Raw genomic sequence first — 13,195 nt, forward strand, 5'->3', positions numbered from 1 at the left:
GGTTGAGTAATGCAAGCCGGCAGTTTTGGAGCGAATGCGCTGAAAGACAAGGCGGCTGTCTGGGGTGAGGTTGAACGTGTGCTCCACGCCTGCTGCTTTGTGGCGCCGTGTAACGCAACGGGCATTTTCTTGGCGAGCCGAGTGTGCCAGCCGACTAACTCTACAGCGGCTTTCAAACAGTCGGGAATTTTCAGAGAACCATACGGCTTCGGCGAATTGTCGTCACCGACCGGCATCTCAACTCTATCATCTTTGATGCGATGTTTGAACATGCGGGCATGTTGCGCGCCAAATTGGACGACGCCCGGGCTCGAAGTCGTGACAACTTCGCTACAAGATGCGATGAATCTGATATGACTTAGGACGTGACCATGGACGCTGATCGCCAATACGGTACAGATCGTACGTAGGGCCATCTGGCTCAACGGGATTGAGACTTCTCTGAGAGACTCCAACGATACGCCTGCGCTATCAAGATCAACCTTAGAGCTGTCGATTCCGTGTATATTTACTTCTTGCAGGCTAGGTGGACTTCGCAGTGCCGTTGCCCTCGGCCCTGCTGCCTTGGCGGCGGCCCTGTCGTGCTCTCTGCACAGCAGAGCCGCTTGCCTAGGTCCTAGCTGCCCCCTTGATATTGAGGTCAAGCTGCTTGATCAACGGCGCGCGGCGCACTCAATGCTTCCCGACGCCCAAGTTCTGCAGCCCTGACCGTTGAGAAGCAAGCCTAGGCTGGTCGCCATCCTCGTGGCCACGACGGAGCATTCGCGTTTCACCTCGATCAGCGGGAGAAACGGGGGCAATTGCAGAATCGCGCTCTATCTAATTTGCCGACTTGTGGCGCGGAGCCATCGTCACAGTGCGGGCACACATCTCCGAGCCGCGACTTTCCGCATTCTTTACAAAAAACAGTCCCGCAGTTCTGACATTTATGGACAGCATCGTCAGAGCCGCTGTTTCCTCAACGGGGGCATTTTGAAAAGTAGTGCATTCTCCGCCCTTCCGTCGCGGCCTGCGCGATCTCGACCAGATTAGTCCTGCACGAAGAATAGAGGTGCGCCCTCCGCGCGTCGATACAATGGCAACATTGAGAGCTTTGCTCTGACCGGTACGGTACGTGACGGACGAACTATCGCACTTCTCACCCGAGTGTGCTCCGCCCGCTTCAAATTGGATCGTTTCGCACAATCATGCTACCCGGCTTGATTCAGAACGCTTGACAGATACTCTCGCGATCAAACGACCGACGTCGTTGGCCCTAAAGCTGTATGGGAGATTATTCAGTGCGGGAACCGCTACTCGATCCGTTGTGTGTGTCACGCATGGGCCGTCATATCTTCTGGGGGATATGAGGAGCGGAGCATCATGTTGCGGATTACCGAAGACCTGATCGACAACATCTATGAGGCTGCCATTGTCCCCGACAAATGGCAGGATGTATTTTGATCAGGTCCGACGACGGATCAACTCGATAGGCGGGATTCTGTTGGCAGCAAATCGGCGTTTTCAGGATACACGGCGTCACCTGCTCTACGTCGGATTTATGAGGATTTCATCGAAGATAAAAAATGCGCTGCGCCTCAGTGTGCGGCTGTTTGATGCCGAAGTCTCCAAAACAGGATTAGCTGACGCGCTTGGGGCGCGTCGGACTCGGGGGTTTTCATCCTCTAGAACGCGGTGGACTCGCCCTGGAATCTGGTCTTGCGCGCTGCCTGCTCGTTATCAGCAGCTAGTTCGACTCACGACATCCTTATGGGCGGCCCGACGGACCGCGGTCTCGCGAGCTCGCGACGTTGCAGACAATGGTGTTGGCCTCGATGCTGCGCAGGGGCCTAAAAAATCGCTGAATTCCTGCGCGATTTGGCCGTTTGTCTCGCAACTTCTCGTCGCTGTTCCAATTACAAGAGTTCGGCTGAACGGCGAACTGCAGGTAGGGCCTTGATCTGGTGACTAAAATAAAAATGGGCTGTGCAACGTCTTGCAAGCAGCCATCTGCGAATATCTCCGGGTTTGGCTCGGCGGGATGGGTAAGGCCTGTACCAGGAAGGCGATAACGGCCGAATAGGTGGCATTAGTTGCAATGGACGTGCAGCCGCCGCGCCATTGCGTTGATGCTTCTTTAATGAATAGCGCCGTGCGCCCCCAAGCTCGCAACCCGTCAAAGCGGGCGTGCTTCTGGGTCTTGAGCAGATTGGAGTACTGCGAAAGACGATGGAATCGCGGTGAATACATACTTTGATCATATTATGAGGTCGCACGGAGGGGGCGCTAGGAATGCTGAAGGAAGCTATGAATAGCGATGTTTTGCCAAGGACGGTGTTTCCGGTGGACAAATATTTCCAGCCGATTGTCCATTGGCCGATAGCCCCATTTGTCGCCGAAGCGGAAGCGATTGAGCGGCGCGCCAGAATAGAGGTGCATCCCTTTTTCGAGTACGCAAAGAATCACCCAGATGCTCTAGCGCTTTGGGCGAGCCAGGAGGCTATCGTCACCAACCCGTTTTCGCAGATCCTGCTCAGAGTGATTGCCAAGATTGCGAATGTTCACGTTCGCTCACTCCTGATGCCGGTCGTCGATGGCGAACACAGCTCAGTCCGCGCCGGGATCGCAGATCGTTCCCACCCGTGGCTCATTTGGAAGTTGTGCAGGTCCATTGGGCTATCAGATCGACCGGTCAAAGTAACCGAAGCGGTCGCATCTTTCATCGAGGCTTTGCAGCAAACCGAGGCTGCCCCAATGCGAGCGCTTGGAGCTCTTGGTGTCGGAAATGAGCAAATGCTTCTCGCCGAGTATCGAGCGGTAGAGGCGTGTTTCGATGCTGCTTTGCCATCAGCAGACTACAAAAGCTTCCTTCAGGCGAACATTGGCGAAGACGAGGCGCATACCCGCCTCATTGCAGAAGCGGCGACCGCGCTTGAAAAGCTAGGTTATGACGCGCGCCAGTATCTGGCCGGCGCGTCGGACGGCGTCAGCGCCAGGGTGCGCTACTATGACGAGCTGCTGCGCGAAGCGCAACTGGGCCTTTAACAAAAAGGAACTGACCATGTCAGACAAGATCTTGGTAACTGGCACGAGCGTCCGCAAGGAATTGCTAAAGCCGCTGGTTGAAGCGGGGTTTGTGGTCGAGAATCCGACGCATCTGTTATCCGAGGATGAACTCGCGGCAGTCCTGGCAGACAAGGCGGGATACCTCTTGGGCGGAGATGAGTTTGCAACAGCAAAAGCACTTCAAGGCGCAAAGAAACTCAAGATAATTGCCTTCCTTGGAATGGGGTACCAATCATTTATCGATGCCGATGCGGCTGAGAGGTGCGGGATCGCAGTCACCAACACGCCCGGTACTCTCAGCAATGCCGTTGCCGAATTCACGATGGGCCTGCTTTTGAACTCGACTCGCCGTATCCATCAATATGCGCTGGCGTATTCTGAGGGAAATTCCGGGAAGGAAGAAAAACAAAGAGATTTGGCGAATCTGCATGTGGGAATCGTGGGGCTCGGCGGTATTGGCACTCGTATTGCTGAAATCCTGAGGTGGGGCATTAATTGTTCCGTCTCTTACTTCTCAAGGACGCGAAAGCCAGCCGAGGAGGCGCGCCTTGGGCTGACTTACCGGCCGCTTGACGAGCTTTCGGAGAGTGTCGACGTTCTGATTGTCATGACGCCAGGCAATCCCGAAACGCGCGGTTTGATCGGGCAAAGGCAGTTTGACAGGTTCAGGCCCGGGCTCATTCTGATCAACAGCGCGCGCGCTGAGATCGTCGACCCAACAGCTTTGTTGGACGCCCTTTCGTCAGGAAAGCTCGGCTATGCAGCCTTCGATGGATTCTACGAGCAGGCCGAGATCGCCGGTGCTGCGAAGTTGCACATACCGTCACGCCTGATGATAACCGGCCATATTGCTTCGCTTACGAGCGATGCGCGGGATGCGATGGCCAATCGGGCGGTCGCATCGATCATCAACATGATCAGATTTGGCAAGGACACCTATAGGGTCAGGTGACCGAAATGCGTGGCCCTGAACTGCGGCGCAGCACGACTGACCAGATCGTGTTCGCATTGCTTTGGGTAGCTGTCCTGCTGCTGCTCTTCTCCTGTTTGATGCTCGTTACGCTCAATTACTGGGGCATTCGGCTCGGCGCAATCGATTATCAAAAATTCGGCTCCTGGGGCCAGGTTGTATCCGGTAGCGCGACGTTTCTCGGTGTCATGACCGCGTTGGTGTCGCTCGTCTGGCAGTTTGGAAAAAATCGGAAGGAACAAGAACAGAAATCGATTGATGAACAGACGGCGGTCTATTTTTGGCTTACGTCGCAGGTCGTGAAAGAGGATGTCACAGATCTGGTGAGGGGCCGCCAATGGGATCTCGAAATACAGAACCTGACAAAGGCGCCGATCTACGTTTGGCGGGTCGAAGCTGAGGGCCGGCCCTTGGTGGATACGCAAAGGCCGATTTTGCCCAACCAGAACACATTCAATGTGCCGCTGCTGGACGATCGGGAGCCGAGCCAGATCCCAGAACCGGTCCTGTATTTTGTGTCTCGGGAAGGCGGTTATTGGCGGCGCTCCGCGACCGGGAGTCTGACAGCGCTGAGCCAATTTCCGCGTATGCGAGATTCGTAGAGGATATTGCGAGGAACAGATGGATGGCCCGAGAAGGGAGCGAACTCCTGAAGAGAAAGTGATCAGAGTAGCGCCATCATCGTCTTCCGTTCGAAGATCACTTGCCGACGGCGAAGCGCAGTATTTGGCCTGTCTCTTATACACATCGTTCGTCGGCAGCGTCAGATGTGTATAAGAGACAGGGATATAAATGCTCTTTGGACGACCACAGAGCAATGTGCGGTTGTGATTGGCCATCCGGGATATGGCAAATCGACCCTTGCTCGGTTCCTGACCACCAGATTTGCTCAAGAATTTCTCGCAAGCAAGCTGGACCGCTTTGCATTCTACGTGCCACTCGCGTCTTTGAAGCTAAAGGACAGGACCAATCAGCGCGCGATCGTAGAGTGTGCACTGCGAGCTGTTGATCTCGTGCTGGACGAAGCGGCGCTCCTCGAATTGGAGAAATCTCTCAAGACCGCCACGTTGATCTTCGACGGCCTGGACGAGCTTCCAATGACGCAACGAGCCGACGACCAGATCCCAACACGGATTGAGGCTGCAGCTTTGATACGAAGCGTCAACATCCCAAACAACGAAAGCTTTCGTACCGGCCACCTTAGCACAATTGTGACCAGCCGCGTGGTCGACTGGCACGAGGACGATCGAACCAAGATAAGGCCGGCGGCCCTGTTCGAAATCTCTAATTTCTCGCCAGAACAGGCAAGGGAAGCAGTGGTTCGCTGGCACGATGTTGCGATTCGACTTCGTGCAGAAGAAGGGCTTGACACAGTAGATCTGGAGAGGCGCAAACTCGATGTGGCCAGTGCAATCTCGACGAACTCCGAGCTCGGTGCTGTTTGCTTGACGCCGTTGATGCTGAACATCCTGCAAACGATCTATTCGGACGAGAGCCGGGATATCCCGTCGTCTGTGAGTCAATTGTGCCTCAGAGCTGTTGACCGGTTGTTCATGAAAAAGCACCTGTTCGGCGATCAAAGACTTCTCGTTACCGACCATGGCAGCTGGATTCTGGACGCGCTTGCGGAAGCCGCCTTCACGGCGCAAGAACGCCTCGTACGGGGCGGGACAAAGATCCTGACTGACGAAGACCTTCGGCGTGTCTCAAAAGACACGTGCCGGCTCTCGGCAGCGACGCCCTTCGAAACCCGGGAAAATCTCATCACGAGCATTGCGGCCCATATTCGGCGCGGACATGGCATCTTGCCGCCGCTGCGGCGAAATGAATACGACTTCGCGCACAACGTGTTTCGCGAGGTGCTGGCCGGTTATGCGTTGGCGAAGCGGCCGGTTACCCAGCGACGCGGCTACGCATTGCTCGAGAAGTGGCATCCGCCGATCCGGTATTGGGCCGGACTGCGGGCGGCAAGCGAAGAAGGAAAGAACGAAATAAACGCCTTCGTTGGTGAATTGAGAGGTGGGCCTTCAAGCCGCACGATCGAAGCTGCTCTGGCTAGAGCAGAAATGCTCAGCGAAGTGGTATCCGTCACGCATGGTCAGAACTTGATGCGGGACCTCAAACAAAGGATCCTGGCGACCCAATCCGAGCTGCTGAAGTGGCTGAGCAGGCGTTCGCTGCCGTTCTCGAAGAGGATGCGGATCGGCGATCTTCTGGGCACGTTAGGCGATCCGAGACTCGAGGCCGAGTTCAGTTCGAGGCTATTCTGGGTAGAGACCGGACCCAGGCAGATTGGGCGATCGACCAACCATATCACGAGAATAACGAAATATTCGAGCGTTCCTGCCTCACCACCGATCAAGGGCGTGCTAAGCCGCTTTGCGTTATCGGCGTTCTTGGTGACCAACGCCGAATACAAGCAGTTCCTGGATGATGGCGGCTACAAGCAGCAGGAGCACTGGCAGAGTGCCGAAGGATGGGCGTGGGCAAGCGGTGATGATGACGTCCGCAATGCCGTCCTGAACCGGGCTCGGGACGTCGCGCCGACGCACCTCACGAGCGAAGTGCTTGGGCAGCGCCTGATTGCTAAAGACTTCCCGGATCAATGCGAGCGAATGATAAAGCGATCGTCCCCGATGTACTGGTCTGCCCCTTCACACAACAGGCCCAATCAACCTGTTGTCGGAGTGAATTGGTGGGAGGCGCTGGCTTATGCGAGCTGGATCGACACCCGGCTTCGCAAGGAGGGAAAACTGGACAAAGGTCAGCAGGTATGTCTGCCGACAGAAGCCGAATGGGAGAGCGGGGCCCGGCAACAGAGTGGAGACAATCCTTATCCTTGGACTGAGGGAGCCCCTTACGAGAACGCTCATTTGCGGGCGGCAGAAAGTAGCGAGGAGGCGAGAGCCCTTCGGCCCTGCGCTGTAGGGCTCTTTCCGTTCAATTCGAGTGCTCTTCATGATATCGTCGGCAATGTCTGGGAATGGACGCTTTCAAAAGCAAAGCCATACTCTGAAGAGTCGTTCCGACAGGAAGCAGACGTCTGTGGTCTGGATGATCGGGTTGCGCGCGGGTCCTCGTGGCTATCGTCCGAGATCGAAGCGGCAGAAATAACCTTCAGAAGCTTTGATCCTCCATACAATGCCTATGAAGATCTTGGAATAAGGCTTTGCGTCGCTGAGCGAGGGAAGTGACATGCACCTTGTCAACGCCAAGCTGACAGATGCATGGCAAATACTTGGAAAGCTGAATTACGTCGATGCAATATTTAATCACATTTCAACCGCATGGAGCGACGCTCGAGGGCGCATCTTTGTTTCCATGAATCCCGATGGCGTTCTCGCCGTTGAAATGAGGCCATCGGACTGGATCACGGTTCCTCTCGATGAAATTGATAAGCTCAATCCAGAAAAGCTGGGTGTGAATGCCGACGGATATAAGCTTCATCGGCTGATCCATAAGGTGCGGGCGCGACCAGGTAGCGCAATACATACGCATTCCGAAAATGCGTTAGCTGTCGGTACGACCTGCGCAGGGCTTCTTCCAGTCTCGCAGACAGCCATCGAGCTCATTCCTGAAACGATCTGTGTCGAGTATCAGGGACTGTTCCGTGAGGCAGAGATTGACCCTGCGCTCATGGGACTGTTCGAGACAGGAGGAGTTGGCCTGCTGCGCAACCATGGGCTCCTCGTCGTGGCCCCAAACATCGAGGAAGCGGTCTATTTGCAGCATTATATGGAAGTTGCATGTAGAGTGCAGATTCTGGCTCAATCGCTGGGAGGATCTCCATTGACGCCTCCGGATCATGTTGTGACGCAGACAGCAACGGAGTTGCGCAAAGATCGTCCTGCGGCCGCGGAAAAATTGTTCAAGGCGTTTCAGCGTGTGCTCTTAAATACGAGGGCTTCCCGATGACAAAGTCGATCTGCGTCGTGGGAGCTGGTGTCGTAGGTCTTACCACTGCAATCGTACTAGCTAGCCGGTATGAGGTGCAAATCGTCGCTGACAAGTTCGGAGCCGATACGGATTCGGTCAAAGCCACGGCTGTGTGGCACGTGTATCTCGTCCCGGAAACCGCGGAAGTGCTTGAGTGGTCTTCAGTGACGCTGCAACGATTGCTTGATATATCCCGTCTTTATCCAGAATCCCGCGTCGAAATCATTCGTGGCGTTGAGCTCTTTAGAGCCCAGCGGAGGCATGTACCCAGTTGGTCGCATATTCCACCCGAGTTCGCATTTTTAACAGATGACGAACTGCGGAGGTTTAATGAGCCGGAAGGCGCGCTCCATGGCTCCATTAGCTCACTTTCGAATGCCCCTGTTAAATGGGGGTACCGATTGAAGGCGCCGGCGGCGAAAATGTCCTGCTATCTGAACTGGCTGGTCGAGCAGGCCGAGAAGAGGAACGTGCAGTTCAGGCGACAACACGTCGAGCGCTTGGATGATCTCAGCTGTCAACACGATATTGTCGTAAATTGCACCGGACTGGGGGCCGCAACCCTTGTCAACGACGAAGCCTTTGAACCGTACAAAGGGCAATATTTTGTGGTTGCATCCGATGACGGATCGCCCATCGAATATATTGGAGACGACGACCATCCAGATGGCATGGCCTACGTGATACCCAGGGGGGGAGAGGTCATGATTGGCGGGAGTGCGGAGGCTGGGCTGAATGACCTCGTCGAAACCATTAAGTGGTCAGACGTAGTAGCCCGCGCCGGCCGCTACGTTCCTTGGGTTCGGAATAGTGCAAGCGAGCGGCCCCGACAACTCGTCGTCGGGGTGCGACCAGTAAGGCCCTCTGGCATCAGGCTTGAACGAGAGGTGTTAGAGACGGGCCTATGCATAATCCATAATTACGGACATGGCGGGTCCGGATTTAGCCTCTCTTGGGGATGCGCAAACGCCGTGTCCGCCCTTATCGGATGATCAAGCCAGTATCTTGGACGGGAACAACTTCGGATGCGTGAAGCTCGACGGTTGCTCAGATCTTCCCGCAATCAGGCGGTTTGGCGGGGGCGCGATCCATCTGGGTGAATCATCCGGGATCATCGCTGCCGTAGCTTGCGAATGTCGCGACTGCAGCCTAAGCGGCGCGGCGTCTACATCGCTGGGGATCCGCATCAAGCCTCGCCTGAATGGTCGATCTCGATTGCGCCTTGCTGTGGGCTGCCGGAGCGGTGAGACGGCCGAGTGCTAACCACTCTCTCTGGTAGGAGACCCTTTCGTCGCCATGTGGCATCCTTCGGCGCAGGTGGCGGCGACGGTCGTTGTCGGAGTGGAGGCGATGGTGCAAGGTGGAAGCCTGCATCGCCTCGCAAGATCTGGCGCGGGCGTCCGGGATGCTCCTGAGCTTGCCGTTCTCAACGTGGTCGACATCGGCCTGCTTGGACCATGTCGACCGCTGGATCGGACGCTATCCCCATCCGTATCCATAGAGGCGCTTCTCCGCGCGTCGCCTAAGGCGGCCAGGCCGCCGCCGACGCTCGATGCGTTGAATCCGCCGAAAGGGACGATTTGAAGCGGGATTTGGGCGTCGCCACGAGGCTCATTGCGCAAATCAAGATCGCAGAATCGCTAAAGTTAGTCGTTCGGCTAGATCAATTGCCAAGAGACGGACCACACTATGAGCGACCGAATGCCCGATGTCTTGGAAGGGCTTGATCGCCCCGCGGATGCCATCCTGAAACGGGTGTCCGATTCACAGCAAATGTTTCGCGGCCTTGGAACGGCAGGTCGCGGCCCTCGGTCGTTCGTCAGAAACGCAATTCTCGCGAAATGTTCTCCTCAAGACCTGGCGGCCATAGGACAGTTCCTTGAGCCGATCGTCCTGAAAGAACGGACGGTGTTACAGGAGCCGAAAAGGCCCCTTGATCATGTCTATTTTGTCGAGTCGGGGCTCGTCTCCCTCAGGATTGTCGCGACCGGGAGCCTCCTGGAGGTGGCGGTAATAGGGTATCGTGGCGCGATTGGTGCTTCGCTTTTGATGGGTAGACAAACTTCGACGCATCAGGCTGTTGTGCTCTTTCCCGGAAGCGCGCACAGGATTCGTGTGGAGGATTTGCGCCGCGTGATGAACGATCGTCCTGAAATGCGGGAACATCTCTCCAGGTACGATCAAGCGCTCGCCCTGCATTGCGCTCAGACAGGATTATGCGGGGTTCGGCACGGCCGCGAAAGGCGGCTCGCGAGTTGGCTCTGTCTGGCTAGCGACGCCGTGGACGCTCGTGTGCTTCCAGTTACCCATGACTATCTTTCGTCGGTCTTGGGATTGCGCCGGGCCGGGATTACTGAGACTCTAAGCCAATTCGAAGAACAGAGGTTGATTCGCAAGAGGCGCGGTCTCTTGGAGATTGACGAACGCAACTGCCTCGAGCAAAGGGCATGTGGTTGTTATAAGCTTGTTTCAGACGCTTATGCTTCGTGCGAGTCCGTGACTTCAGCGGAAGGGGCGGCCGGCTAGAAAAGTGCTGCAGACATTTTGCTTTGGCTCTTCTGTTCACTTTGGAAGCGGACTGTCAGAGCGCTGGGCGTATTGATCCGTGCAGTCACAGGGCTCGACAAATGGTCTGGGCAGCTGACAGCAACATTTCTCGGCAAGTAGGTGCTCGCTGTACGAACCCCGGGTTCCTAGGCGCTACCTGTTGGACATCGGCGGCCGGCCCTGCTGCAAAATCACAGTCACACAGCTGGGATCGGCTTGCCACGTTTCAGCGCGGTGGCTAAGGGCGACGATTTCACGCAAACGCTACGCACGATCGGGCCCAGCTCAGCTGGAGCCGCTCGAAGGAGGCGGGCGTGTTCAAAAACTATCTGTCTGAACTGCTCATTGCATACCCGCTGTACTAGGCAATTTCGGCGAGATGTTCGGATGGAGCACGCCGTTTGCCAAAGAGGTTTACATCAGAGTAAAGCTCGCAGGTCTGGTACGTGCGGTCGCAGCAGTCGGCATCGACAATGCCACCTTCATCGCGGGCAGCACAGGTGTCCTGTCTAGTCAGATGCTTCAGACCCTTAGTGTCGTTTGACGAAGATCTTTCATCTCGGCGTTCGCGATCACCGGACGCATGTGCCCGTGCCACGATCGGGTGTCTCGGCCGACCAGCGCACCGATCCAAATGGGCGCTCCAGCATGCGGCGGACGCGCACGAGTTCGGGGCCCATATGGAAAGCTGCCGCTTGGCGATCGAGCGCGCGTTCCGATTGAGTTGAGCGGTTGCGCTGGCGTAAATAATCGAGCCATGTCGGGCAGTAATAGCGCTCGGTCCAAAGTTCAGGATCGGCGATGTCACGAGCAATCGACCAGCCATACGCGCCGGTACGTTGGCGGAAAAGCTGGATGTCCAGCATTATATTGTAGAATGCGCGGGCGCTCTCCTGCGATACCCGATATTCGATCTCCACGACCACCGGGCCGCTGCGGCCGGTGAGCGCAAGCTGTACCTCTGGATCGGCTAGCATTTCGGCGTCTTGGCGATCCCCCCTAATTCGCGGGATAGGCAGCCAGAGTCCAAGCAGGGGGAAAAGGAGCATGAGCGCAGAAGATACGAGCAACGCGATCTCCACGCCGGCAGCATCGGTGAGGCAGCCCCAACCCCAACTGCCAATGGCGATGCCGCCGGAAATCGCAGCATGGTACGCCGCAAGCGAACGAGCCGCTACCCAGCGCGGCGTCGAGAGCTGAATGCCGATGTTGAACAGCGTCACGGACATCGTCCAAGCCGCGCCGACCAAAGCCAATGCGAACGTGGTTAGAATGGGAGCGTGACTCAGCGCCACAGCCGCTACCGCGCCGCCCATTGACAATGTGCAGGCGCGCACAGCGGCTTCGCCGGTCATGCGCTTGCGTACCTCGTCAATGCCGAGCGCCCCGACAATGGCGCCGACACCAAACGCGCCAAGCATAACGCCATAAGTCCGCGCACCCCCATGCAGCAGATCACGCGCGACCAGCGGCATGAGTGCCGAGATCGAGCCGCCGATGGCACCAATCAGTATCGTGTGGGTCAGCACGATCTTGATTGATGGCGAATTTGTGATGTAGCGCACGCCCGCAACAATGGCGCGGGTCAGCTGCTCTGGTGGTAGGCGCGATGGCTCTGGCGCGCGCTTCCATAGGAACAGCGCGACCATGAGTGGCAGGTACAGCAATCCGCTGATTGCAAAGGCGGCAAGTGCGCCAGCACTCGCAACCACAATGCCACCGATCGCGGGTCCGAAGCTGCGCGCGATGTTGTAGCTCATACCGGTAAGCGTAATTGCGGCGGGCAGTGCCTCGGTCGGCACCTGCTCACTGACGGAGGATTGCCAGGCTGGCGCCCTTAACGCCATGCCGCTACCGATCAGAAAGCAAGACAACAGCAAAAAGTTTGGAGTCATGAGACCCGCCAAGTCGAAAATTGCCAGCGCGATTGCGCCGCAAAGCTCAATTGAGAGGGCACCCAAAGCGACGAGGCGGCGGTCGTGCATATCGGCAATGGCGCCGGCCGGTATCGAAATCAACATCACCGGCAGCATAAGCGCGGTCTGCACAAGCGCGACCCGGTCGGCCGACGACGTCATCTGCGTCATCGACCAAGCCGCCCCCACTCCTTGGATCAAGATCCCGAGATTTGACAACAGGCTGGCCAGCCAGACGCGTCGAAAAGTAACATAGCGCAGGGGCGCCGCAATGTTATCGGCGCGGCACGCCTGGGGTTTGGGCGAATCATTCATGTAGGCGCCCCCTTCGCTAACGATGGTTGATCCTGGAGCGCGTTAGTAATGGTCCGAGAAAATCGTGAGGTGCCCGTTCCGGAAAACGCTTTCCGCTGTAATTCGCTACGATCGCATCCTGCAAAGCGGTGCCAACCAGCCGTCGCTCTGCCCCGATAGGTGTCATGGCGGAAAAAATCACAGCAGGATCTGAGAATGTCTCCAAACAAGGCATCTCTTAGGTCTTCCACGTCAGGCAGCCGCCGCTCAATCTCACCACGACGCTCTCAACGTTATAAATTGCGAATAGAGCTGCAGGAGAGCGAATCTGCCCGCACGACGTGCGGCACTTCGTCGGAGCCGTGACGCCTTCTACGTATAATAGGCGACTTGGATGGGGCCACTTTCGTTCGCAGCTATTAAATGGACGCAGCTCACTGTTCGAGGGATCCCGAGCTTTCACTGAAAAGCACGATCCAGCCCTGAT

Annotated in this window: 9 protein-coding genes; 7 read left to right on the forward strand and 2 right to left on the reverse strand. The window is 56.6% G+C overall.

Translation table 11 applies throughout. The annotated features are described in order from the left end of the window. On the reverse strand, positions 1-272 hold a 272-nt coding region (locus IF803_RS28885; RefSeq protein WP_461194384.1), incomplete at its 3' end, for a hypothetical protein. Between the two features lie 1,999 nt (positions 273-2,271). Here IF803_RS28885 and IF803_RS28890 point away from each other — a divergent pair. The 7 genes from IF803_RS28890 to IF803_RS28920 all read left to right on the forward strand — a co-directional run bounded on the left by IF803_RS28890 (position 2,272) and on the right by IF803_RS28920 (position 10,477). Continuing rightward, the gene (locus IF803_RS28890) at positions 2,272-3,024 is read left to right on the forward strand and encodes an iron-containing redox enzyme family protein (protein ID WP_461194385.1); all 753 of its coding nucleotides are present in this window, start codon (positions 2,272-2,274) and stop codon (positions 3,022-3,024) included. Positions 3,025-3,040: 16 nt separating this feature from the next. Then, positions 3,041-3,997, forward strand: coding sequence for a 2-hydroxyacid dehydrogenase (locus IF803_RS28895; protein WP_461194386.1), 957 nt, complete (start codon positions 3,041-3,043; stop codon positions 3,995-3,997). A 5-nt stretch (positions 3,998-4,002) separates the two neighbouring features. Further along, on the forward strand, positions 4,003-4,617 hold the full coding sequence (locus IF803_RS28900) for a hypothetical protein (RefSeq protein WP_461194387.1): 615 nt from the start codon (positions 4,003-4,005) through the stop codon (positions 4,615-4,617). Positions 4,618-4,782: 165 nt separating this feature from the next. Beyond that, positions 4,783-7,209 carry an SUMF1/EgtB/PvdO family nonheme iron enzyme gene (locus IF803_RS28905; protein WP_461194389.1) on the forward strand — a complete coding sequence of 809 codons (2,427 nt, stop codon included), beginning with the start codon at positions 4,783-4,785 and terminating at the stop codon, positions 7,207-7,209. Between the two features lies 1 nt (position 7,210). Further along, complete coding sequence (locus tag IF803_RS28910) at positions 7,211-7,930, forward strand: class II aldolase/adducin family protein (protein WP_461194391.1); 720 nt, start codon at positions 7,211-7,213, stop codon at positions 7,928-7,930. Next, positions 7,927-8,943: an FAD-dependent oxidoreductase gene (locus IF803_RS28915; protein WP_461194393.1), complete on the forward strand. Its 1,017-nt coding sequence runs from the start codon at positions 7,927-7,929 to the stop codon at positions 8,941-8,943. Before IF803_RS28910 ends, IF803_RS28915 begins: the two co-directional genes overlap by 4 nt. A gap of 709 nt (positions 8,944-9,652) precedes the next feature. Beyond that, entirely contained in the window at positions 9,653-10,477 is an 825-nt protein-coding gene (locus IF803_RS28920) for a Crp/Fnr family transcriptional regulator (RefSeq protein WP_461194395.1), read from the forward strand. A gap of 593 nt (positions 10,478-11,070) precedes the next feature. Here the strand turns inward: IF803_RS28920 and IF803_RS28925 are convergent. Beyond that, entirely contained in the window at positions 11,071-12,729 is a 1,659-nt protein-coding gene (locus IF803_RS28925) for an MFS transporter (protein ID WP_461194396.1), read from the reverse strand. Positions 12,730-13,195 lie beyond the last annotated feature (466 nt).

The sequence above is a fragment of the Bradyrhizobium sp. UFLA06-06 genome, from assembly GCF_054820065.1.

Bases quoted from the DNA above. Each gene is read 5' to 3' on its own strand.
- IF803_RS28890 (WP_461194385.1), top strand. From the start codon at position 2,272: ATGCTGAAGGAAGCTATGAATAGCGATGTTTTGCCAAGGACGGTGTTT.
- IF803_RS28895 (WP_461194386.1), top strand. From the start codon at position 3,041: ATGTCAGACAAGATCTTGGTAACTGGCACGAGCGTCCGCAAGGAATTG.
- IF803_RS28900 (WP_461194387.1), top strand. From the start codon at position 4,003: ATGCGTGGCCCTGAACTGCGGCGCAGCACGACTGACCAGATCGTGTTC.
- IF803_RS28905 (WP_461194389.1), top strand. From the start codon at position 4,783: ATGTGTATAAGAGACAGGGATATAAATGCTCTTTGGACGACCACAGAG.
- IF803_RS28910 (WP_461194391.1), top strand. From the start codon at position 7,211: ATGCACCTTGTCAACGCCAAGCTGACAGATGCATGGCAAATACTTGGA.
- IF803_RS28915 (WP_461194393.1), top strand. From the start codon at position 7,927: ATGACAAAGTCGATCTGCGTCGTGGGAGCTGGTGTCGTAGGTCTTACC.
- IF803_RS28920 (WP_461194395.1), top strand. From the start codon at position 9,653: ATGCCCGATGTCTTGGAAGGGCTTGATCGCCCCGCGGATGCCATCCTG.
- IF803_RS28925 (WP_461194396.1), bottom strand. From the start codon at position 12,729: ATGAATGATTCGCCCAAACCCCAGGCGTGCCGCGCCGATAACATTGCG.